General features: G+C 72.0%; 16 protein-coding genes. 7 read left to right on the forward strand and 9 right to left on the reverse strand.

Going from position 1 to position 22,713, the window contains the following annotated elements; genetic code table 11:
- Window positions 1-307: 307 nt before the first annotated feature.
- On the forward strand, window positions 308-487 hold the full coding sequence (locus AB0M93_RS25105; RefSeq protein ID WP_364276715.1) for a hypothetical protein: 180 nt from the start codon (window positions 308-310) through the stop codon (window positions 485-487).
- Between the two features lie 107 nt (window positions 488-594).
- Here the strand turns inward: AB0M93_RS25105 and AB0M93_RS25110 are convergent, their stop codons facing one another.
- From AB0M93_RS25110 to AB0M93_RS25120, 3 genes are all read right to left on the reverse strand, one after another.
- A complete protein-coding gene (locus AB0M93_RS25110; protein WP_364276717.1) occupies window positions 595-825 on the reverse strand; it encodes a hypothetical protein in 231 nt (76 codons plus the stop codon).
- A gap of 134 nt (window positions 826-959) precedes the next feature.
- Complete coding sequence (locus AB0M93_RS25115; protein WP_364276719.1) at window positions 960-1,856, reverse strand: SDR family oxidoreductase; 897 nt, start codon at window positions 1,854-1,856, stop codon at window positions 960-962.
- Window positions 1,857-2,136: 280 nt separating this feature from the next.
- Window positions 2,137-2,811 carry a uracil-DNA glycosylase gene (locus tag AB0M93_RS25120; protein ID WP_364276721.1) on the reverse strand — a complete coding sequence of 225 codons (675 nt, stop codon included), beginning with the start codon at window positions 2,809-2,811 and terminating at the stop codon, window positions 2,137-2,139.
- 946 nt (window positions 2,812-3,757) lie between these two features.
- On the opposite strand from AB0M93_RS25120, the gene AB0M93_RS25125 reads away from it, so the two are divergent.
- The 3 genes from AB0M93_RS25125 to AB0M93_RS25135 are packed head-to-tail and all read left to right on the forward strand — an operon-like array spanning window position 3,758 to window position 11,647.
- Complete coding sequence (locus tag AB0M93_RS25125) at window positions 3,758-6,826, forward strand: hypothetical protein (RefSeq protein ID WP_364276723.1); 3,069 nt, start codon at window positions 3,758-3,760, stop codon at window positions 6,824-6,826.
- A 52-nt stretch (window positions 6,827-6,878) separates the two neighbouring features.
- Window positions 6,879-8,294, forward strand: coding sequence for a M1 family metallopeptidase (locus AB0M93_RS25130; RefSeq protein ID WP_364276725.1), 1,416 nt, complete (start codon window positions 6,879-6,881; stop codon window positions 8,292-8,294).
- 59 nt (window positions 8,295-8,353) lie between these two features.
- A complete protein-coding gene (locus AB0M93_RS25135; RefSeq protein ID WP_364276727.1) occupies window positions 8,354-11,647 on the forward strand; it encodes a hypothetical protein in 3,294 nt (1,097 codons plus the stop codon).
- 19 nt (window positions 11,648-11,666) lie between these two features.
- On the opposite strand, the gene AB0M93_RS25140 is transcribed toward AB0M93_RS25135, so the two are convergent.
- Together AB0M93_RS25140 and AB0M93_RS25145 are read right to left on the reverse strand one after the other, a co-directional pair.
- Window positions 11,667-12,653: a MerR family transcriptional regulator gene (locus AB0M93_RS25140; RefSeq protein WP_364276729.1), complete on the reverse strand. Its 987-nt coding sequence runs from the start codon at window positions 12,651-12,653 to the stop codon at window positions 11,667-11,669.
- Between the two features lie 67 nt (window positions 12,654-12,720).
- Window positions 12,721-13,608, reverse strand: coding sequence for an XRE family transcriptional regulator (locus AB0M93_RS25145; RefSeq protein WP_364276731.1), 888 nt, complete (start codon window positions 13,606-13,608; stop codon window positions 12,721-12,723).
- Window positions 13,609-13,718: 110 nt separating this feature from the next.
- On the opposite strand from AB0M93_RS25145, the gene AB0M93_RS25150 reads away from it, so the two are divergent.
- Window positions 13,719-14,594: an XRE family transcriptional regulator gene (locus AB0M93_RS25150; RefSeq protein WP_364276732.1), complete on the forward strand. Its 876-nt coding sequence runs from the start codon at window positions 13,719-13,721 to the stop codon at window positions 14,592-14,594.
- A gap of 145 nt (window positions 14,595-14,739) precedes the next feature.
- On the forward strand, window positions 14,740-17,703 hold the full coding sequence (locus tag AB0M93_RS25155; RefSeq protein WP_364276734.1) for a trypsin-like serine protease: 2,964 nt from the start codon (window positions 14,740-14,742) through the stop codon (window positions 17,701-17,703).
- 169 nt (window positions 17,704-17,872) lie between these two features.
- Here the strand turns inward: AB0M93_RS25155 and AB0M93_RS25160 are convergent, their stop codons facing one another.
- Together AB0M93_RS25160 and AB0M93_RS25165 are read right to left on the reverse strand one after the other, a co-directional pair.
- Window positions 17,873-19,096 (reverse strand): sigma-70 family RNA polymerase sigma factor, encoded by a 1,224-nt coding sequence (locus tag AB0M93_RS25160; RefSeq protein WP_364276736.1) that lies wholly within the window; start codon window positions 19,094-19,096, stop codon window positions 17,873-17,875.
- Window positions 19,093-19,455: a YciI family protein gene (locus AB0M93_RS25165; RefSeq protein WP_364276738.1), complete on the reverse strand. Its 363-nt coding sequence runs from the start codon at window positions 19,453-19,455 to the stop codon at window positions 19,093-19,095. The genes AB0M93_RS25160 and AB0M93_RS25165 overlap by 4 nt, the downstream gene beginning before the upstream one ends.
- Before the next feature lie 207 nt (window positions 19,456-19,662).
- Here AB0M93_RS25165 and AB0M93_RS25170 point away from each other — a divergent pair, with 207 nt between their 5' ends.
- Complete coding sequence (locus tag AB0M93_RS25170) at window positions 19,663-20,556, forward strand: TIGR03619 family F420-dependent LLM class oxidoreductase (protein WP_364276739.1); 894 nt, start codon at window positions 19,663-19,665, stop codon at window positions 20,554-20,556.
- 178 nt (window positions 20,557-20,734) lie between these two features.
- On the opposite strand, the gene AB0M93_RS25175 is transcribed toward AB0M93_RS25170, so the two are convergent.
- Both AB0M93_RS25175 and AB0M93_RS25180 read right to left on the reverse strand, forming a co-directional pair.
- Complete coding sequence (locus AB0M93_RS25175) at window positions 20,735-21,154, reverse strand: MarR family transcriptional regulator (protein ID WP_364276741.1); 420 nt, start codon at window positions 21,152-21,154, stop codon at window positions 20,735-20,737.
- Window positions 21,151-22,545 (reverse strand): MFS transporter, encoded by a 1,395-nt coding sequence (locus AB0M93_RS25180; protein WP_364276743.1) that lies wholly within the window; start codon window positions 22,543-22,545, stop codon window positions 21,151-21,153. Before AB0M93_RS25180 ends, AB0M93_RS25175 begins: the two co-directional genes overlap by 4 nt.
- Between the last annotated feature and the right edge of the window lie 168 nt (window positions 22,546-22,713).

Raw genomic sequence — 22,713 nt, forward strand, 5'->3', positions numbered from 1 at the left:
CACCGACGCTTCGCCCCGAAGATTCGGGAGCACCCAGCCATGCCTTCACCACTTTCGACTTCCGTATCTCCACCGACCGCAACGAGGCGGAAATCCCCTCGCCAGTACGCCGAAACGATCCTGACCGTACGGCACATCCCGTGGCGGCACGATCTGGCGATCATCACCGCCGCCGGAGAAATCGACACCGGTTCCGTCCGGCTGCTGCAGCGGGCGCTGTGACAGGATTGGCCGGCCTGCCTCGTACTGGACTTGTCCCGGGTGACCTTTCTTCGGCTCGGCCGGGGTGCGTGCGCTCGAGGGTGCCGTGAACCGAGCCTGCGCCGAGCACCGCCGGATCGAGATCGTCTCCGCGGCCCGCTCGGTCCTTCGCCCACTGCGGATCTTCGGCATCGACACCCACGCCGGGATCTACCCGATCCTCGCCGACGCCCTGCGCGAAATCCCCTTGTCCCCTCCACCGACGGCCGCGATTCCGGGTGCCTGACACCCCGGCGCCGTCGGAATCGACTTCGCCGGAAGGACGTCCGGCCGGGTCATGGTCTGCACGTCCTGCCGGCAGGACCGCCGGGCGCACCGGTCCAGGCGCGGAGGTTAGCGGCCTCGAACCGGCCGTTCCGGATCCTCGTCGGCGCCTTCCGGCACGGCAACATGAAACTGCACCAGGTCACCGCCTGGCTCGTCGAACACCGCCGGGATCTGTGAGCGATGCACGTCACGCCCGTCGCGGTCGGCGGCCGGGAACACCGTGCCGCGGCGGCCGTTGTAACGGGTGTCGGTACGGCGGAGTCCCCGGGCCTCACCCCTTCCGCCCTCCCGGAACACCGGTTCACCCCGGCGCCGGGTCGCGCACCCGCCGAGAGGCGACCCCCGTACCGGCCCTTCAAGCCACCGCTTCCGCTCGCAGGTCTCCCCCACCCTTCGCTGAGCGGAAGCGGTTCTTCTACCCCGGAACCCGGTCAGGTCAGCGGTTGGCCGCCCGTGACGCCCAGGACCTCGCCGGTGACGTAGCTGGACTCCGGCGAGGCGAAGAACACGAACGCCGGGGCCAGCTCGGCCGGTTGCCCGGCGCGTCCCATCGGCGTCTGCTCGCCGAAGGAGTCCACCTTCTCCTTCGGCATGGTGGCCGGGATCAGCGGCGTCCACACCGGACCCGGCGCCACGGAGTTCACCCGGATCCCCTTGTCCGCCAGGTCCTGGGCCAGCCCTTTGGTGAAGGTCACGATTCCCCCCTTGGTCGTGGCGTAGTCCAGCAGCTCGGGCGACGGCTGGGACGCCTGGATCGACGAGGTGTTGATGATCGCCGACCCCCGGGGCATGTGCGGCACGGCCGCCTTGCAGAGCCAGAACATCGCATACAGGTTGGTCTTCAGCACCCGGTCGAACTGCTCGGCGGAGATCGCGAGCAGTCCTCCTTCCTGTGCCATCTGGTAGGCGGCGTTGTTCACCAGCACGTCGATGCCGCCAAGTTCGGCAACCGCCGTGTCGATGACATGCGTGCAGTGCTGCTCGTCGCGGATGTCCCCGGGCACCAGCACCACCCGCCGACCCGCCTCGCGCACCAGCTCCGCCGTGCGCTCGGCGTCGTCCTGCTCCTCGTCCAGGTACGACAGCACCAGATCCGCGCCCTCCCGGGCGAACGCGATCGCCACCGCCCGGCCGATCCCGGAGTCACCACCGGTGATCACCGCCCGGCGCCCCTCCAGCCGGCCGCTGCCGCGGTAGGACTCCTCGCCGTGGTCCGGCGCCGGGTCCATGGCCTCACCCGAGCCGGGGTGCGGCTGCTCATGGCCCTGCTGCTCCTCCGGGCTCGGGTGCCGCTCCGCGGTCTCCTGGCTGTGCTGGTCTTCGGTCATACCCGCCTCCTCAAGGTCTTCCTGGTGGCCTGTACCCGATTCGGCGACGTCCACGCCGCCGCCAAGACTTCCGGTGGCCGCCGGTGGCGACGCATCGATCACGCGGCGCCCGCGGTTACCGTCGCCTCCCCGAGAACGGCGTCACCGGGACGGCGGCGGACCGGGACCACCCGGCCGGCATGAGGACGCCGACCAGCGCGGCCGGACGCGCTCGGCAAGGCCTTTGACGGGCTACCCAGGATCGTGTGGCCAGGCGGGGAGCGAAAGCGGGCAGCGGGGCTCAGGCCAAGCCGGCGAGCCCGCGCGCCTGCGCGAACACTTCGTCGAGCATCGGCTCGGTGAGCAGGCCGGTGTGCACGTTGCGCGGACTCGGGTGGTAGCTGCCCAGCAGCACCAGGCCGCTGCCCAGCCGGTGTTCGCCGCCGTGGGCGAACGCCGGCTTCGGCCGAACCCCCGCCCAGTGCAGCGCGGCCCGCCAGGCGAACCCACCGAGGCAGACGAGCACGCGCAGATCGTCGAGGGCAGCCACTTCGGCCGAGAGGTACGGCAGGCAGTTGTCGCGCTCGGCCGGCGTCGGCCGGTTGGCCGGTGGGGCGCAGCGGACGGCCGAGGCCAGCCACGTCCGGTGCAGCCGCAGCCCGTCACCGGCGTGGTCGGACACCGGCCGGTCGGCGAGCCCCGCCCGGTGCAGGGCCCGCACCAGCAGACTCGCCGTGGGGTTGCCGGTGAAGGCTCGTCCGGTGCGGTTTCCCCCGTGCGCGGCCGTCGCCAGCCCGAGCACGAAGATCCTGGCCGCCGGGTCCCCGAAACCCGGGACGGGCCGGGCCCAGTACGCCTGCCCGGAATAGCGGCCGGGCGCCTGGGCCGCGACATCAGTTCGCCAGGCCACCAGGCGAGGACAGCGGACACAGGAAACGATCCGGGCGCCGACCCGGTCGAGCTCGGTCAAGGACACAGCCCCAGTCCAGCACGGCTTGCCCACCACCGCTGACTTCGGTTGACGAGACCGAAGACCTGGGGCGCACAGAGCCCTCACTTCCTCCTCCACAATGCCGTCCGCACCAGGCACTGCGCGGCGGCCTGGCCACGCTTGTCGCACAGAAGCTCTCAGCGTGAGCACGATCGCCGGAGTCATGTCTTGTGTTCAGCCGCGCTGGGCGGGCAACAGGCCGTCCTCGGTCTCGCCGAGCCGGAAACGTCTTGGGTTATGGCGAGTCCGGTGCAGGACATCCGACACGGGTCGGCGATTCTCTCACTGATTTTACTGGGGCACAGCTGGGGCAACCCCCCTCTCAGGACTGCGGCGAACGGCGCCGAAGCGCACCCCACTGCCCCAAACTGCCCCAGCCGACCTGCGGATTTACCAAAACCGCAGGTCAGGAGGTCATGCCCACCTCACTGGCAGTGAGGGGGTCAGGGGTTCGAGTCCCTTTAGCTCCACTCTCTCGAAGGAACCCCTTCGACCACGCCTCTTCGGCAGGTCGGAGGGGTTCCTTCGTCTCGCGACTCGTCTTCGATGCCCGGCTTGCCGGGTGCTGCCCCTCCCGGATGGAGCGGAGCTCCAGTCGCACCCGTCCACGCGTGGCTCTTGCCGCTCCGGGTCCGGTCCACATGTGCCCTTCACCGCGATGGCCGGCAAACATCGACCCGCACGCGAGAGAACGGTCCAACCGGTCACTGGCCGGCCGGCGAAGAAACTCGCAACCGCAGGCCTTGACCGTTACTTTGTCACAACTTCCAGGCTCTATTCTGCATCTATCAACCCGAGATGACAGAGGGGATCCATTGGGCCAAAATCACCTGATGAACGCTTCAAGCTGTTTCTGGTAAGCGAGACATGATCCGGAGCCGGTGATTTGGATCCTCGGGACAGATTTGTTGACCAAGCCAGCCAACTGTGGGTGACAGTCGGGCAACCGTCTTTTCGGGTCCTCGCCGAAACGGCCGGTGCGGCGCTGGACGAGAACACCGCCCGGGCTCTGGTCGTCGGCTCGTTCACCCATGTGCCTCGATGGGAGGCTGTCGCGGCGTTCGTGGGGGCCTGCATGTCACACAACGGCGAGCGCGTAGATCTCACCTCTACGGCCGACCTGGACCGATGGCGTGACCTGTACGACCACCTGGTCGCGTTCACCCACGGGACGAAGTCCACCGAGTTCAACAGCATGTCCGGGACGAACTACGGCACCGTGTTCCAGGCGAACGCGGTCATCGGCGATGTCCACCTGCACGAGACGGCACAGGAACAGGACGCCGGACCGGTCGGGCTGCCGTTCACCGACCTGCGGCCGGTCGAAGATCTCGGCGTGCACGCCGCCATCCGCACGGAGCAAGCCGAACAGACATCCAGCGACTTGCCGCACTATCTCCCACGGCCGCACGACGCGCTCCTGCGCGATCGGCTCGGCCACGCCGCCGCAGGCGTTCCGGAACTGGTCGTCCTCTACGGGCTGTCCTGCTCGGGGAAGTCCAGGGCCGCGTATGAGGCGGTCCGCGCAGTTCTGCCCGGCTGGCGGGTTTTTCAGCCACGTGACGCGGACGCCCTGGTCGCTGCGGTCACGCGTCGGCGAATCGCGGCGCACACTGTGATGTGGCTGGACGACGCACGGACGTTCTTCGATGACCCGCTGGGTGACGCGGCTGCCGCCGCGTTGCGGGAACTGCTGCGGCCCGGTTCACCGGAGCATCCCAACACGCTCGTCGTGCTGGTCAGCATGTGGAAGGCGACCTGGAACGAGTATCGGGAAAAAACGGGCTCACACCTGTACCACTTGCTGACGCCGGCACGGGGCATTGCGGTCAGCGACGACTTCGCCACGGCAGATCCCGTTCTGCTCAACGTGGCTCAGGAGGCGGATCCTCGGGTTCGGGAAGCCATGACGAGAGTGGGTGAACGTGGCCGCCTCACACAGTATCTGGCCGGCGGCGTCTTCCTGGAGGACAGGTACCGGGCGGCCCATGGCGTCGAGCGCGCTGTGCTCGACGTCGCTATCGACGCCTACCGTGCCGGCGCGAACACAGCGTTGCCGTTCAGCGTGTTCAATGCGGCCACACGGAGCTATCTTGCGGCGGAGGACGTACACCAATGGTCGGCGCACGCCCTCGCCGAGGCGCTGCGCAATGTCCAGCGTGGTCAACCGACCGGCGCGCTGCTTCCCCTGTCGGATGACGCGTACTTGCTCGCCGACTACCTCGCCCACAACGCCGGGAACCTGCGGGCAGACCGGATCAAAACCGCCCTCTGGGACGCCCTCGACCGGCATGTCACCAACGAATGGGACCGCAACCGTCTTGCGTCCTATGCCGTCCGGGCCGGCCTGTACCGCCTTGCTTCCGTGTTCTGGATCCGGCACGCGGACGGGCGGAGGCGAGGGCTCAACGACTACGCCAAAGAAAAGATCGCAGCGTGTTTGTCCCAGCGCCGGGTCGATGATCCGAAGTCGCCGTCATGGGATTGGTATGGGCGGTCCACCATTGCCATCAAATATTATGCAACCATAGTCGTTCTCTACAGTTTCATGCTGGCCAAGTTGTACTTGCTGGCAATCATCCTGTGCATCTCTTTCCTTCTGTTCTGGCCGGTCCGTCATGACAGCAGCACGATATGGCATCGATCCCTCAAGGCCGAATCGAAGGGACGACAGGCTCGCGCAGCGAAGTATGCGATCCGGGCAATACGGAAGGCCGCATCCGAAGAAGCGATGGATGAACGGCTGGCCCCGGTTCACATGCGGAGCCATCGGTCCCGCGCAGCCAGCCTGCTGGCCGAAGCCGGCCGGGTCGCGGAGTCGGCCTCCTTTCTCCGGTCCGAGGACGTCGGGATGCTGCAAACCGACAGCCGGTACCGCAACACTTCCCTGTCCGAGGCGTGGGTCGCGCACAGCCCGCCCAGGGTTTTACTCCGGCGTCGGGAGCCGGCAGCCGCGCTGGCCTGGTTGTCCGACGTGCACGAAGTCGATGCGACACCCACGACCAGCCGCAGCCTCGCGGAACTGCTCGGTGACATGAACCGATCCGACGAAGCAATCCGCCTGCTGCAAGGGGAGCTCCGACACGGCGGCGAGCTACCCAACCGCGAGCTCGCCGGCATCTTCGTCCGGGCCGATCGGCTGCCGGACCTGGTTCGCTGGCTCTGCGACCTCGCCGAGGCCAACCCTCATCGAAGTCCCGGCGCGTTGCCGGTCGTCATGGACACAGTCGATCTCCTTCTCCACCAAGGGGAGAGCGACGAGGCAGTGCGGCTGCTGGAGGCCTACATCGTGCCACCACGAACCTCCATCTTCTCAGCCGACCACCGGCAAGACGCGCGCCTTCGCTTGGCGGTGTTGCTGTGCGACATCGACTGCGCACCGAAGGCGGACCGGCTGTACGAGGACCTGCTCAGCTCAACCGGGCCGGAAGCGCTCGATGAGGCAATCGCCGAGGCCGGTGTCTTCCTCGCGATCACCGGGAGAATCGACTCCTTCACGGCCAGGTTCGGCGTCGACCACGTGATGCAGCAAGCGATGGCGATCGCGGCAACCGGCGACCTCGACCGTGCAGCCGGCTGCGCCGACGACGATTATCACGGGCTCGGAATAAACACTTACGCCGAGCTGATCGAGATAGCCCACGGACCGGAAAGTGCCATCGAATATCTCACCCACATTTCGCTCACCCGCCCGGGCGGCGCAACCGGCGGACGTCTGTATCCGTTGATCGGGGCGTACTTCCGCGCAGGTGAAGTGGAGACTGCAGCCCGGATCCACAACTACGGGCTGGAGCCCGACGGCCGTCCCGCCGCGGTCTGGCTGCCCGACGGGCGCGCACGTGACCTGCGGACCGGCGAAACCGTCGGACCGGCCGAGTTGGACACCCTCATGGGCGACATCCGGACCGACTTCGCGACCAGGTACGCCTGGCAACAGCGATACGCGACAACCGGCCAGGAACCGCCCGAACCGGATGTCGAGGCCCCCCACCAGGGTTGATCCGCGTGTCCGGTCCGACCTACTCTTCAGCGTCGACCGCCGAGGAGGACCGATGCGAGGCGCGAACCGCAGCCGAAGCCACCTGCTGATCATCTCCGGTGCCCTGTCCGCTGCGCTGATGGCCGCAGCGAGCCCGGCCGCGGAAGCCGCACCGATGTTCTCGCCCGGTGCGGCCGGTGCCGGGGATCCGTACTTCCCGGACATGGGCAACGGTGGCTACGACGTCGGCCACTACGACATCCGGCTGGCGTTCGATCCCGGCACGCAGGCCATCGACGCGACCACGACGATCCTCGCCACCGCCACTCAGAATCTCTCCCGCTTCGACCTGGACTTCCAGGGGCCGCTGACCATCAGCAAGCTCTCGGTGAACGGACTCGACGCCGCCTTCAGCCGCAGCGGGGCACAGGAGCTGGTGATCACCCCTCCTTACGGGTTGCGGAAGGGCAGCCCGTTCGTCGTCTCGGTGAGCTACGCCGGTGTTCCGCAGAAGATCGACGATCCCGCGCTGGGGCTCTCCGGCTGGGTGGCCACCAAGGACGGCGCCGTCGCGCTCAACCAGCCGATCGGGGCCGCCACCTACTTCCCCGTCAACGACACCCCCGACGACAAGGCGACCTACACCCAGACCATCACCGTGCCGGCCGGGCTCACCGTGCTCGCCAACGGCGAACCCGGGCCCACCACCACGCGCGACCACCGGACCACCTTCCGCTGGTCCATGAACCGGCCGATGGCCAGCGAGCTGAGCATGCTCGCGATCGGCCGCTACGACGTCACCCGCGGTGTCACCGCCGACGGCCTGCCGAACATCACCGCCATCGGCAAGTCCATCGACACCAAGCCCGGTCAGGGCCAGGTCTTCAACCGGACCACGGCGCAGGTCATCCAGTGGGAATCCTCGGTGTACGGGCCGTACCCGTTCGACTCGACCGGCGGCATCCTCGCCGACGTCGGCGTCCACTACGCCCTCGAGACCCAGAGCCGGCCGGTCTACGACCAGACCGACAGCGACGTCGACGGCGACCTGCTCGCCCACGAACTCGGCCACCAGTGGTTCGGCGACAGCCTCACTCCCGTGCACTGGTCCGACATCTGGCTCAACGAAGGCTTCGCCACCTACTCGGAGTGGCTCTACCAGGAGAAGTTCAACAACGTCCCCGTGCAGCAGACCTTCGCGAAGACGTACGCCGACGAGAAGGACTGGAGCGGCGAAGTCGCCGACCCCGGCCGTGACCACATCTTCGACGACCTGGTCTACAACCGCGGCGCCATGACGCTGCAGGCGCTGCGCACGAAGATCGGCGACCGCGCCTTCTTCGACGTGCTCACGCGGTGGCCGGCCACCCACCGGTACGGCAACGTCTCGACGCAGCAGTTCATCCAGTTCGTCGAACGGCTGACCGGCCGCGACCTCGGCTCGTTCTTCCACACCTGGCTCTACCAGCCGGGCAAGCCGGCCCTCTGACCCGGCGCGGAAACGCAAATGCGTTGGTCGCGGCGCCATGATCGGGAACAATCGCCGGAATGGACATGCGCGCCCTGCTGGCCCGGATCGATCCGCTGGCCGCGCCGGCCCGGCGGCGGGTTCTCGCCGACACCGCACGCGCGCTGGCCGGTTCGCCGGAGCTGACCGCTCTGCTCGCGGAACTGGACGCGGTCCCGGGGCTTCCGCGCGCCTGGGCCGCGACCATGGCCGTCATCGCGGGCGACGACACGCACCTGCGCCGCTGCCTCGTCGCGGCCGATCCCCGGGTCGCCGGTCTGGCCATGCGCCACTGCGCCGGCCGCGGCCTGCACTTCGACGTCGTCACCGCGACGCTGCCGACCGCGCCGGCCGCCTGGCGGCACACGCTCTACCGCGCGGTGCGCGCGACCGGAGCCGCCGAGTGGGCCGAGACCCTGCTGCCCCGGGTGCGCGCCCGCTTCGGTGACCACGAGGCCGCCGCGGTGCTCGCGGCTTGCGAAGCCGCCACGGTGACGGCCCTGCTGCCGGAGCTGGACTTCGCCGTGCCCAACCTCGCCGCGCTGGCGCGCCGGCACCCCGCCGTCGTCCTCGCGGACCTGCGCCGCCGGCTGACCGGCGCCGCCGGTACCGGCCGCAGGGCCGTGTGGACGCGGTTCGGCCCGGCGCTGGGGCACCTGGTCGAGCACGACGCCGGCCAGGTCGTCGACCTGCTGGTGCGCTCGGGGCCGCCGACCGGGTTGCCTGCCGGCGCGGATCGCTGGCTGGCCACGGCGATCGCGGCCGATCCGGACCGGGTCGTCGCCGTCATCGCCGATTCCGCCCGGCGCATCCGGTTCCGGCCGGGCCGGAGCACCGAGCGCGCGCTGCGGCGGGCCTCGGACGAATCCCTGACGTCGCTCGCGCGCACCCTGATGGCCGACGTGCCGCGGTTGACGGCGCTGGTGCGCGGGCTCCCGCCCGCCCGGCGCGCGACTGTCCTGAGTGGAGCGCTGGGCGAACGGACGCTCCGGCAGGCGGGGCTGCCGGCCGCGCTGCTCGACGTCCTGCCGTGGCGGGCGCGGCACGAGGAAGCCCGCCGGCTGCTCGCCACCCGCCCGGTGGCCGACCAGCCTGCACTGCGGCTGGAGGTGACCGCCCGGTTGCCGTGGGCCGAAGCCGAGCCCCACCTGCGCGCCGCGACAGCCCGGCCGGCCGCCGGGGAGCGCGCCACCGGCTACGCGCTGCTGCTCGGCGCGGCGGCCGCGACCCGGGACCCCGGCGTCGTCGCCCGGGTGCTGACGTCGCTGACCCGGCTGCCCAACGAGCAGGACCCGGTCCGCCACGCCGCACTTGCGGCCCTCGCCGCGATCCCGGGCTGGCTGCTGCGCTCGGCCGATCCGTCCACAATGGTCAAGCTGGGCACCGACGCCGTCCAGGCCAGGGACGCGTCGTGGGACACTCGCCAGGCGGTGGGCACGGTGGCCGTCACGCTCGTCCGGCAGGGCACCCGCACTTCGCGGCCCGAGCTGGTCGAGGGCGGGCTGCAGATCCTGCAGCTGTCCGGTGGGCACGCCCGCACCCTCGCTCAGGACCGGCTCGACCGGGACCTGCCCCGCGGTGCCGAGCACGCCGTGTGGTCCGCGCTGCAGCCGCGCATCGCCGCCGACGCCCGCGCCGGCCGCCACGACCTGGTGCTGGCCCTGGCCGCGGGCCTGCACCGGCGCGCGTGGGCGATGCCCGGACTGCAGGCTGCCGTGGGCGAAGCGACCCGCGCGGCCGACGACAGCACGGTGCAGTGGGCCATCGAGCTGTGGCTGGCCCCGCCCGCGACCCGGGACGAACGCGTCGAGACGGTGCTGGGCCGCGATTCGTCCACGATCACGGTGACCGCCGTGGCGAACGCGGTCAGCGGGCGCCGGACCGACCTGCTCGACCGCGTGCTGGACCGGCCGCCGCACGGCCGGTTCGCCACCCGCGGCGTCCGGCTGGTGCCGACGTTCGGCGGGTCGTTGCGGAACTGGCTGCCGCGGCAGGTCGCCCGGTACGCCGAGCTGCTGGCCGACCTCGCCACCGCGCCCCGCAAGCCGGTCTGGGAGCGGGTGTCGGCCGTGCGGCGCCTGGCCGGCCTGCCCGGCGCCGGCGCGGACGAGGTGCGGCCGTTCCTCCAGGACGGCGAGGTCGCCGTGGTCGAGGCCGCCCTCGCCGGGCTGGCGTGGACCGACCGGCCCGGCGACACGCTGGGCACGTTGCTCGGCTACGCCGACACCGAACGCGCCCGGGTCGCGGTGTACGCGGCCGGCCGGGCCGCCCGCGCCATCCCGCCGGCCGAGCTGGCCGCCGCGCTCCGCCCGGTGCTGGCGGGCAAGAAGGTGACGGCGCGCAAGGAGGCGATCCGGCTGCTCGCCGAGCACCGCGTGCCGGACGCCGCCGGCGAGCTGACCGCCCTGTGGGCGGACCCGGACCTGCACCGCGACCTCCGCCGCGCGATCGTCTCGGCCGCGCGGCGGCTGCTCGACGACGAACGCGCGTGGCAGTGGCTCACCGAAGCGACCACCATGGCCGAGGTGGCCAGGGCGGTGACCGAAGCCGCCCCGGCGACCATCGCCGAGCGGTACCGCGCGCGCTACGGCGCTTTGGTGCGGAGCGTGGCGACCGGCGCCGCCCCCGACCTCGCGCAGATCGGCCTGACCGCCTGGCCGGCGTGGAGCGCCTGGGACCGCGAGGGGGCCGCCGCGCTGGTCGCCCGGATCGGTGACCTGACCACCACTGCGACGTGGCATTCGGCGGTCGAGGCGGTGCTGATGGCGTGCACCGGCACCGGCGATCCGGCGGCGTTGCACGCGATGGTCACGACGCTCATCGAGCAGGACGACGTCGTCCTGGCGGGCCGTGACCAGCCGGCGCGGCAACGCCTGCGCTACGTCGTCACCCGGTTCGCGCCCCGCGTGGACGGCACCGGCGCGACCATGCGCGACGCGGCGGAGCGGCTGGCGGCCACGCTGGCGGACAGCCCGGCACACCGGACGGACGCGCTGACGCTGGCGATCGCCGCCCTCCCCCGCCGCGGCCCCATGCTGACGGCGCTGCGCCGGGTCGCCGCGCTCGCCGACCGCCCGGCGCTGGCCTGGCAGGCGGCGGACCGGCTGGCGACCTGGCTGGCCGGCCACGACCCGGGGCGGCCGGAGCTGCTGGGCACCGCTCAGGCCCTGGCTGCCGACGCCGTGGAGGCTTCCCTGGCGGCGAGTATCGCGAGTCAGGCCGGTCCCCGGGCCGGCTGGCCGGGTCCGTGGCGCGAGCTGGTGTCGGCGTTGCGCGACCATCCCGACGCCGACGTCCGGGACCGGGCGTCGCGGATCTCCCTCGCTCCGGAATGACCAGGCACCCGGCGGTTTCTCAGGTGGTCTCCTGACGCAGCGCGGCCGCCATCCATTCCTGGACCGCCGCCGTCCGGTCCGGGTCCGGCTGAGGCGTGCCGTTGATCGTCGCCACCAGGGTGGTGTACCTGGCCATCAGGTTCATCCCGGTCAGCTTGGCGCGCGTCTCGGCGGACTTGGTCCGGTCGAAGCCGGCCATCGTGCGCCGGGCCTTCTCGACGTCGTGCGCCCCGGTCATGGCGGCGACGAGACCGGCCGAGTCGGCCGCCATCCGCTCGGCGATGTCCCTGGCCTGCGGGGAATCCGCCGGTACGCCCGCCTGCTGCGCGGCCTGCGCCTCCAGGTAGAGCGCCCGCTGTTGCTCGACGCGGGCCCACATCTCCGGTGTGGCCATCAGCTTGCCCTGCTCGGTGCCGAAGGCGCGGTGGAAGAACGCCCGCAGCGCCGTGCGGAACTCGTCGTCCTGCACGATCTCGGCGAGTTCGATCCACGCTTCGAGCTGCTCGGTGGACGGCTCTTCCGGCAGGTGCGGCCGCCGGCTGCGCAGCCGTTCCACATAGCTGGGATGGACGTCCAAGCCGTCGGTCACGAAGTCCCAGAACCGGCTGATGAGCCGGTCGCGGTCGTCGTCGGACATCGACACGAGCTTGTGCATCAAGCTCACCTGCTCGGTCGTGGTGTGCTGCCGCACGATGGTCCGCAGCACCGCGCGGCGCGCGCGGAACTGCTGCAGCTGGTCCTCGACCAGCCGCAGGTGCCGGACGGCCAGGTCCTGCAGGCTGCTCTCCGCGGCCAGCACCCCGCGGATGTCGTCGAGCCCGGCGCCGAGGTCGCGCAGGGTGCGCACGAGCTCGAGCCGGGCGATGGCGTGCACGTCGTACTGCCGGAAGCCGCCCGCGGTGACACCGGTGGGCGTGACGACACCCTCGTCGGCGTAGAACCTGATCGCGCTCACGCTCAGCCCGGTGCGGCGGGCGACATCCCCGATGGGGTAAAGCTCGTTCATAGCGCCACTATGCGATCTCGACTCGCTTGAGAGTCAAGGCCGGACCGGGAGCGTCCACGGCATTGCGTCACCACTCCCAGCCGGCGCCGCGGATGCCCGGCCGGACGTCGCGCAGCGCGAGCGTCGCCACGTGCGTGGCGCCGACCGGCAGTGGCCGGCCGGGGTGCTCCGGGCCGCCCAGCCCCCGCTGCTCGTACGAGCGGACGCTGCGCGGCACCCGCGGGCCGAAGTGCACCTGGCAGACGTATTCCGGGACGGGCCGGGTGAAGCGCCGGTGGTAGTGGTCCGGCCGTGACCCCGGCGGCAGCCGGATCTCGAACTCCACCACCATCACCTCCCCCAGCGCGAGCGGGCGGTCGAGACGCAGCTCGCCGGCGACCATGCCGGTCGCCCGGTCCACGCAGACCCGGCCCGCCCGCGCGCAGCGGACGCGGCCGTAGCACGGGTCGCCGGTCAGCGGCGCGTCCGACTGGTAGTAGGTCATCAGCCGGTCGACGCCGTCGACGGCGGCTTCGGCGACCATCCGGACCTGCAGCGATCGTTCGCACCCGTGCTCGTCGAGGATCATCCGGTCGTGGATCGACCAGAACGACAACTGCCCGTCCGGCGGCGGTTTCAGCTCGCCGGAGAGGGCGCGCAGCTGCGGCCACAGCCGCCGCCGTTCGATGCGGCAGGCGGGCTCCCCGAGCCAGCGTCCGCGGGGCGCCCGGGGCCCGAGCCGCGAAGTCAGCGTCCCCGCCTCGAGCCCCAGCACGGCCTCCAGGTGCGGGACGGCGAGCATCGACTGCTCGCGTTCCGGCCGCGACCGGCCGCGCCGCCAGTACGACAGCGCCGAGCGCGAGAGCCGCACGCCGCGGGCGGCCAGGTGGTGCTGGAGCCGATCGAGCGACAGCCCGGATTCGCCGATCGCGGCGTCCAGCACCACCGCGAACGACCCGGGAGCGGACCCGGTCACCCGTCCAGCATGATCACCGGGCCCCGGTTCCGGAACCGACGAAAGTCCTGGTCCGCGCCTCCCGACGAACGGCACTGGTCCCCGGGCGCGGGACGGGTGAAGGTGATGGGGTGCCCGACGACGACTCCTTCGCCGGCGTGCTCGACGCCGCCATCAGCGACGCCGGCCTGACGCTCGACCGCGTCCGCGAACACCTGGCCGCGCGCGGGGTCAAGGTGTCGCGCAGCGCCCTCGCGTACTGGCGCACCGGCCGGTCGAAGCCGGAGCGCGAGGCGTCGCTGCGCGCCGTCTTCGAGCTCGAACAGGTGCTGGGCCTGCCGCCGGGCCGGCTGACCGGGTTGCTCGGCGCGGACCTGCGGCGCCTCCCGCGGGAGCGGCGGGCGCCGCTGCTGGAGCGGCGCCGGTTGTGGCCGTCGGCGCGGCCGGTGGCCCTGGATCTGCTGCCACCACCCGAGGACCAGGTGCGGTTCTGGTCGGTGCACGACGAACTGGTGGTCGACGCGCGGCAGGAACGCCTGCTGCGCGTGAGGCTGGTCGCCGAGGCCGCCGTCGCCGGGGTCACCCGGATGCTGACCTATTACCAGACCGAGGACCTGTCCCGGGGGTCCCCGCGCATGGTCGCCGGGCAGTGCTGCCGGCTGGGCCGGGTCCGGGCGGACGCGGCCGGCGGTCTGCTCGTCGGCGAGCTCGTCTTCGACCGGGTGCTCGCCGCCGGCGACGTGGTCGTCGTCGAGTACGAGCTGCTGTTCCCCGACGGGCTTCCGGTGCACGGGTACCACCGCCGGCTCACCCGGCCGACGCCGTTGTACACCTGCCAGGTGCGGTTCGGCCCGCACGCCCCGGCGGCCGTGCACCGGTTCGCCCAGCGCGACCTCGCCGCACCGCGCCGTCAGGTGGAACGGCTGCCGCTGAGCCCGGGCCACGCGGTGACGCTGGCCGCCCGTGACGCGCGCGCCGGGATCGTCGGCACCAGCTGGACCTGGTAGCCGCCGCGGGCAATTCTGTGGACGCGGGCGGCCTGCCAGCGGGTTTTTCGCCGCTGTGGCGCGGTTTCCACAGCGGCTGGGGAAATCCGGGCTGCCGTTCCTACCGTCGGTGACGCGGTATTCCCTCTCACCCCCGGAGCTGCACATGCCGAATCCTTCCCTGCTCGTGGCCGCCTTCCTGGCGACGGCGGCCCTCACCGCGCCACCGGCGACAGCCGCACCGCCCCCGTTGGTGCCGGTGGGTACGGCGCCCGCCGTCCCGGCCGGCGCCACCGCAGACGGCTCCGCCCTGCCGGGCCGGCTCACCGTGTCCGTCGCCCTGAAGCCGCGTGACGCGGTGGGCGCCGAACGGTACGTCGCCGCCACGGCCGACCCGCGATCCCCGCTGTACCACCACTACCTGAGCGCCGCGGAGTACACCGAGCGGTTCGGGCCCACCGCGGGCGCGGTGGACCAGGTCCGGAAGTACTTGTCCGGCAAGGGGTTGCGGGTCGGCGACGTCACCGGCAACCGGCAGGTCGTCACCGCGTCCGGCGCCCCGGCCGCCGTGGAAAGCGCCTTCACGACGTCGCTGTCCGGCTTCCGGTCGGTCACCGGCGAGCGCTTCTTCAACGCCACCAAGCCCGCCGCGCTGCCGGCGGACCTCGCCGGCGTCGTGCGCGGGGTCACCGGCCTGACGAACCGGCCGGCCGCGCACCGGGCGGCCGCCCCCGCGGGCCCGGCCGGGCCGGGCGGCGGGTACACACCGGCGCAGCTGCGCACCGCCTACAGCATGACCGGGCTGTCCGGCTCGTACGACGGCTCGGGCGAGACGGTCGGGCTGATCGAGTTCGACACGTTCAAGCAGGCCGACATCGACGCCTGGACGCAGTACTTCAAGCAGCCCGCCGTCACGCCGGAGGTCGTGAAGGTCGACGGCGGCGTGCCGAACCCCGGCAGCGACCAGCTGGAAGTCACCCTCGACGTCCAGGCCGTGGCGGCCACCGCGCCCAAGGCCAAGCAGATCGTCTACTCGGCGCCGAACTCCGACCAGGCGTGGGTGCACGAGATGGCGAAGATCGCCTCGGACAACCGGATCACCGTCCTGTCCGGGTCGTGGCTCAACGGCGAGGTCTGCGAGTCCGACCCGATCGCGGCCTCGCACGACTCCTACACGCAGCTCGCCGCCCAGGGCGTCACGATGCTCTCGGCGTCCGGCGACTGGGGCGGCACCGGCTGCGGCTACCAGGGCGACAACAAGACGATCCAGGCCGACTACCCGGCGAGCGACCCGCTGTTCACCGGGGTCGGCGGCACGCAGCTGCGGACGTCCGACAGCGCGGGCACCTGGCAGTCGGAGGCGTGCTGGAACCAGGGCGGCAGCGGCAACACCCGCTCCGGCGGCGGCTACTCGAAGATCTACGCGCGGCCGGACTGGCAGCCGGGCACGAACCAGTACCGCTCAGTGCCGGACGTCTCGCTGCTGGCCGACTACGGCGCCGGCGCGCTGTCGGTGTACCTGAACGGCGGCTGGCTCGACGTCGGCGGCACCAGCCTGTCCTCACCGCTGTGGGCCGGGTACGTGGCGATGCTGAACCAGAAGTCGCTCGGCGGCGGGAAGTCCCGGCTCGGGCAGCTGAACCCCACCATCTACAAGATCGCCGGCTCGGCCGACTACGCCTCGACGTTCCACGACGTCACCGCCGGCGGCAACGGCACCTACAACGCGGGCACCGGCTACGACCTGTGCACCGGCTGGGGGTCGCCGAAGGCCGACGCGCTGGGCGCGAAGCTGACCGGTGGCGGTGACACCCCGCCGCCTCCGCCCGGCGACTTCAGCCTGTCCGCCTCGCCGTCCTCGGGCAGCGTGGCCGCGGGCAGCTCGGTGAGCACCACCGTGAACGCGACCGCCACGGCTTCCCCGGCCGCCTCGCCCGGCGTCGTCGGTGGCTCGCCGACGACCACGGCCGCGCACCCGTTCATCATCTCGATGCGGCGCGAGGGCTCGGCGTTCCCGGGCCGGCAGTCCTGCACGGCCACGCTCTTCGGGCCGCACACCGTCCTGCTGGCCGCGCACTGCCTGCTCGAGAAATCCGGGCACAAGTGGTTCGTCTACGGCGCCGACGACCTGACGCAGAACACAGGCACCACCGCGGAAATCGCGGCTCAGTGGGTGCATCCGGGTTACACCGGCTGGAGTGCCGGCGCCGACATCGCGGTCGTCACCCTCGACAAGGACATGCCGGTCCCGGCCGGGATCACCTACCCGAAGCTCAACACCGACCCGGGCCTGGAGGCGGCCGGAACGCCAGGCATTTCCCTCGGCTGGGGCGAAACGGGCGCGAACACCTACAGCACCGTCCTGCGCCAGGCCGACGTCCCGGTCGCGGCCGACAGCGCCTGCACGGGCCGGTACACCGACCCGCAGGGCCAGGAGCAGTACAAGACACCGGCGATGCTGTGCACCGGGTACGCCGACCACCACGCCGGCGCGTGCGTCGGTGACAGCGGCGGGCCGTACCTGGTGGGCAACGCGGTCGTGGGCGTGTTCTCGTGGATGTCGACCTCGTGCGACTGGTACGCGGTCTACGCCCGGGTGTCGACCTACGCCGCCGACATCGCCCCGCACCTGCCCGGCGGCGACACCCCGCCGCCGTCCGGCGCGATCGGCCTGACGGCGTCGGGCCTGCCCGCGGGTGCGACGGCGGCGTTCAGCCCGGCGAGCGTGGACCCCGGCGGCCACTCGACGCTCACGATCTCGACGAGCGCGAGCACCCCGGCCGGGACGTACGACGTCACGATCTCCGGCGAGAGCGCGAAGTCGACGCAGACGACGCACTACAGCCTGACCGTCACCGGCGGCCAGAACGCCGATCTGATGCTGGCCGACCCCGGGACGCAGAACAGCCGGGTCGGCCAGGCGGTGCACCTGCCGCTGCAGGCCACCGGCGGCGCCGGCGGCTACCGGTGGACGTCGACGGCACTGGCCCCCGGCCTGTCCCTCGACGCGGCGACCGGAGTGATCTCGGGAACGCCGATTCGGGCGGACAGCAGGCAGGTCACGGTGACCGTGATGGACGCGGCGGGCAAGAAGGCGACGGTGGCGTTCTTCTGGTTCGTGTTCGGCTGAGTCCGTGACCACCAGGCGGTGCCACCCGCGGGGACGGGGTGGCACCGCCGTCCCGTGCTTTCCCTTATGGTGGAAGGACCTCACGACCGGGAGCCGCCGAAATGCAGATCCTCGCGCCCACGCCGACCGGTGGCCGTGGCCGGACCTGAAGGTGTACGTCGCTGCGCGCCTAATCCGTTCCGTCCAACGCGGCCACCTTGCGCAGCAGGACCGAACGCTCGCGTTCGTTGCCGCACAGGCCGGCCGCCAGCTCCAGCTCCGTGCGGGCCTCCCGGACGCGGCCGAGCCTGGCCAGGAGCTCGCCGCGGACGGTCGGGGCCAGGTGGGAGCCCGGCAGGCGGTCCGTGGCGATCAGCTCGTCCACGATCCGCAGGGCCTGCTCCGGGCCCGACGCCATCGCCACCGCCACCGCCCGGTTGAGCTCGACCACCGGTGACGGCGCCACCCGGCCCAGTGCCTCGTACAGCACCACGATCCGGTCCCAGTCCGTCTCCTCGACCGAAGGCGCCGACGCGTGGACCGCCGCGATCGCCGCCTGGAGGCCGTACGGGCCCAGGCCCCTCGGCGACGCCTTGGCCAGGGCCGCCAGGCCGCGGTGGATCGCCGAGACGTCCCAGCGGTGGCGGTCCTGGTCCTCGAGCAGGACCGGCGATCCGTCCGGGGCCGTGCGGGCCGGGAAGCGGGCCGCCGTCAGCTCGCACAACGCCAGGAGGCCGTGGACCTCCGGCTCGTCCGGCTGCAGCGCCGCCAGCGTGCGGGCCAGGCGGATCGCCTCGTACGCCACCTCCGGACGGACGAGGCGGTCGCCCGCCGTGGCCGTCGACCCCTCCGTGAAGATCACGTAGATCACGCTCAGCACGCCGCCCAGCCGCTCGCGGCGCTCGGCTGCCGGCGGCAGCTCGAACGGGACACCGGCCGCCGCGATCGTCTTCTTGCCGCGGGTGATGCGGGCCTGGACCGTCGGCACGGGCACCAGGAACGCCCGGGCGATCTCCGCGCTCGACAACCCGGCCACCACACGCAGGGTCAGCGCCACCCGGGACTCCGGCGAGAGCACCGGGTGGCAGCTGACGAACATCAGCGCGAGCACGTCGTCGTCGATCCGGTCCGGGTCCACCTCGGGGGCGGCCGTCACCGGTTCGGTCGCCAGCGTCGCGTAGCGGTCCCGGAGGGCGGCCCGGCGGCGGATCGCGTCGATCGCCCGCCGCCGGGCCGTGGCCATCAGCCAGCCGGCCGGGTCGGCCGGGGCGGCGCGCGGCCACGACACCAGCGCCTCGGCCACCGCCTCCTGGGCCGCGTCCTCCGCCAGCCCGAAATCACCGGTGAACCGGGTCAGCGCGGCCACGATCCGCGCCGACTCGATCCGCCAGACGGCTTCGACGCCGGCAGTCACTGCGGGACCTCTTCGCTGCCGGGCACCCGCCGGACCTCCACCTTGGCCCCGGGCGCCGCCGGCACGCGCTTGGCCCACTCGACCGCCTCTTCCTTCGACGCGACGTCGAGTAGGAAGAACCCGCCGAACAGCTCCTTGGTCTCCCCGTACGGCCCGTCGGTGACCACCGGCGTCTCGCCGCCGAAGTCGACCACGACGCCCTGGTGCGGATCGTCCAGCCCTTCGGCCGCGACGTAGACACCGGCCTTCAGCAGATCCTCGATAAACCGGCGGCTGGTGGCCATCATCTCGTCGATGTTCGCCATCATGGCCGCGTTCGACTCGTCGGTGCCCCGCATGATCAGCATGTACTTCGCCATCGTCTGCTCCTTCTCCGGCGGGCCGCTTCCCGGCCTTCGCGCCCTCTGGTCGAACGGGCGGCGCGCGGATCGACACGGCCCCGGAAGAACTTTTCGCACCGGGGCGGCCGAGCTTAGCGGCGGCCGACTGCTTGAACGAGCAACTAGATGCGAGTACTAGTGGCAGCAGGACCGGCACGGTCCGTTCGCACGTTCAGGGGAGAAGCAATGCCACTTGGGTTCAGCCTTCCGACGTTCGGCAAGGCGGCGGCCACACCGGGCGGGATCGCGCACTACGCGCGCGAGGCGGAGCGGGCGGGGGCGGCCGGGCTCTGGGTCGGCGACCGGCTGCTGTCGCCGGTCGCCCCGGTCGTGCCCTACCCGGGCTACGACACCATGCCCGAAGAGTTCCACACCGCGCAGGACCCCTTCACCGCGCTGGCCATCGCCGCCGCCGTGACCGAGACCGCGGTGCTCGGGTCCAGCACCATCAACGCGACCCAGTACCAGCCCGCGAACCTCGCGCGGCTGCTGACGAGCATCGACGTGGCGAGCAACGGACGCCTGCTGCCCGGCTTCGGCATCGGCTGGTCGCCCGACGAGTACACCGCGGTCGGCGTGCCGATGGGCGAACGCGGCAAGCGGCTGGACGACCTGCTCGACCTCCTCGAGACCTGGTGGACCGAGGACATCGTGTCGCACGAAGGCGTCGGGTACACGATCCCGGAGAGCCACGTCGGTCTGAAGCCGGCGCGGAAGCCGCCGGTGTACCTGGCCGGGTTCGGCGGGAAGGCGCTGCAGCGGGTCGCCCGGCGCGCGGACGGCTGGCTGCCCGCCTGGTCGATCCCCGAGGCGTTCCCCGCCGACGTGATCACCTCGACCCTGGCGAAGCTCCGCGCGGAGGCCGAGGAGGCCGGCCGCGACCCGCAGGCGCTCGGCGTCGCCCTGCGGGTCAACCCCGCCCCCGGCACGGACTTGGAAACCATCGCCGGATCCGTGGCCGGGATCGTCGAGCTGGTCGCCCCGGACCACACCTTCGTCGACCTCACCTACCTGGCCGGCAGCGTGGAAGAACTCCTCGACCTCACCGGCCGGCTGCTGGAGCTGACCGCCAAGGGCTGAGCCTGGTCCCGGATCCGACGATTGAGATCCGGCGCCGCTGGGCACGTCACCGGAGACGGGTTCTGGATGCGAGCTCGTCCGGGGTAGGCGGCGGCTCGCCGTGGCGATCACCCTGCCGTCGGGGCGGCAGGCGCGAAGGTCGCCGCGGCCGGCCGCCGCCATCTTTCACGAGGCCACCTCACCGCCCGGCGTTCATCGTGGCGAAGATGCGCGTCAGGGTGGCCAGGTCGGCGGCGTCGAGCGCGGCCAGTGCGGGCGGTGGTTCGGTGAGGATGCGCCGAGCCGTCGCGGCGGCCTCCAGGCCGGCCTCGGTGAGGTGGACCAGCCTGCTGCGCCGGTCGCCCGGGTGGGGGCGGCGCTCGGCCAGGCCGCGGCGTTCCAGGCGGTCGACCGCGACGGTCGCCGCCGGCGGGTCGACCTCCGCGGCCTGCGCGATCTCGCGCAGGGTCATCGGGGCTTCGGCGAGCTTGACCAGCAGTTCGGCCTTGCCCACGCCCAGGTCCAGCTCGAGACGCAGGGCGCGGAGCCGGTCCTGGCCGGTGACGAAGGCCAGCATCGCCGTCCAGACCTGCGCCGCCGTGTTCGGTTCGGGGTTCATTCGGCCACGTCCATGACTTGCGGGTGCCGGTCACTGTATTCGGCGCGGGCCCGGCGGCCGGTCGAGGCCACGCCGAGCAGCACCGTCGCGACGCCGCAGCCGGCGAGCACGGCCCACGCCGTCGCGGCACCCGCCCCGCTCGCGACGAGCGAACCGCACACCGCCACCCCGATCGCCCCGCCCGTCTGGCGGCAGGTCGACGCGATCGCGCCGGCGACCCCGGCCTGGTCGCGGGGCAGCCCGGCCAGCGCCGCGGTCGTCATCGGGGTCCCGACCAGGCCGAACCCGGCGCCGAACAGCAGGTAGGCGAGCACGAGGTAGCCGACGGCGGTGCCGGGGCCGGCCCCGGCCAGCAGGCCGGCCCCCACCGCCAGCAGCAGCCCGGCCAGTACCAGCGGCAGCCGGGCGCCCCGGGCCGCCACGACGCGGCCGGACACCACCGCGCACACCGCTCCCGCGGCGGCCATCGGAATGGTGAGCAGGCCGGCGTGCAGCGCGCTGTAGCCGCGGGTTTCCTGCAGGTAGAGCGTGTTGAGGAAGAGGAACCCGCCCACGGCCGTCAAGGCGGCCAGCGCGATGAGCGCCGCGCCGGAGAACGCCGGGCTGCGGAAGACGCGGACGTCCACCAGCGGCTCCGCGCGCCGGGACTCGGTGACCACCAGCCCGGCCGCCGAGCCGGCGGCCAGGACGAACAGCCCGACGATCAACGGCGACGTCCAGCCGTGCCGGGGCCCTTCGATGACGGCCGCGGTCACCGGGCCGAGGAACGTGACGATGAGCAGCTGGCCGAGCGGGTCGAACCGCTTGCCGCGCGCCGCCCGCGACTCGGGGACGAACCGCCGGGTCAGCGCGATGGCCAGCAGGCCGATCGGCACGTTGACCCAGAAGATCGACCGCCAGCCGAGCCCGCTGACCAGCAGCCCGCCGAGCACCGGCCCGCAGGCCCCGCCCAGGCCCGCCACCGCACCCCACGTGCCCACCGCGCGGGCGCGCTCCTCCGGTTCGGTGAAGGTGGTGGCGATGATCGACATCGCGACCGGGTTCAGCATCGCGCCGCCGACCGCCTGGAGCGCGCGGAAGGCGACCAGCGCCCCGAGCGAAGGCGCGAGGCCGCACAGCAGGGAGCCGAGCGAGAACACCCCGAGCCCGGCCTGGAACACCCGGCGGCGGCCGAACCGGTCGGCCACCGAACCCGCGAGCAGCAGCAGGCAGGCGATGACCAGGACGTAGGCGTCGACCACCCACTGCAGCCCGCTGACCGGCGCGTTCAGCGACTGCCGGATGGAGGGCAGCGCCACGTTCGCGATCGTCGTGTCCAGCCCGGCCACCACCACGCTCAGGCAGCACGTCAGCAGCACGACGGTCCGGCCCCGCGGGGTCAGGGTGTCCATGAAGTAATTGTTGCACAACAACTACTACTGGCGATGTGGGAGATTAGCTACCCCGATGACCGAATTACCGGTTGAAGTCCGACCGGGTCGCGGATACGCTGCTCTCTACGCTGGGAGCGCTCCCACATGGATCACCACCGCTCGATCATCCGAGAATGGAGGCCCATC

It is taken from the genome of Amycolatopsis sp. NPDC051102 (assembly GCF_040682815.1).
Lineage (GTDB): Bacteria > Actinomycetota > Actinomycetes > Mycobacteriales > Pseudonocardiaceae > Amycolatopsis.

Bases quoted from the DNA above. Each gene is read 5' to 3' on its own strand.
- AB0M93_RS25115 (WP_364276719.1), bottom strand. From the start codon at position 1,856: ATGACCGAAGACCAGCACAGCCAGGAGACCGCGGAGCGGCACCCGAGC.
- AB0M93_RS25130 (WP_364276725.1), top strand. From the start codon at position 6,879: ATGCGAGGCGCGAACCGCAGCCGAAGCCACCTGCTGATCATCTCCGGT.
- AB0M93_RS25135 (WP_364276727.1), top strand. From the start codon at position 8,354: ATGGACATGCGCGCCCTGCTGGCCCGGATCGATCCGCTGGCCGCGCCG.
- AB0M93_RS25140 (WP_364276729.1), bottom strand. From the start codon at position 12,653: ATGAACGAGCTTTACCCCATCGGGGATGTCGCCCGCCGCACCGGGCTG.
- AB0M93_RS25155 (WP_364276734.1), top strand. From the start codon at position 14,740: ATGCCGAATCCTTCCCTGCTCGTGGCCGCCTTCCTGGCGACGGCGGCC.
- AB0M93_RS25165 (WP_364276738.1), bottom strand. From the start codon at position 19,455: ATGGCGAAGTACATGCTGATCATGCGGGGCACCGACGAGTCGAACGCG.
- AB0M93_RS25170 (WP_364276739.1), top strand. From the start codon at position 19,663: ATGCCACTTGGGTTCAGCCTTCCGACGTTCGGCAAGGCGGCGGCCACA.
- AB0M93_RS25175 (WP_364276741.1), bottom strand. From the start codon at position 21,154: ATGAACCCCGAACCGAACACGGCGGCGCAGGTCTGGACGGCGATGCTG.
- AB0M93_RS25180 (WP_364276743.1), bottom strand. From the start codon at position 22,545: ATGGACACCCTGACCCCGCGGGGCCGGACCGTCGTGCTGCTGACGTGC.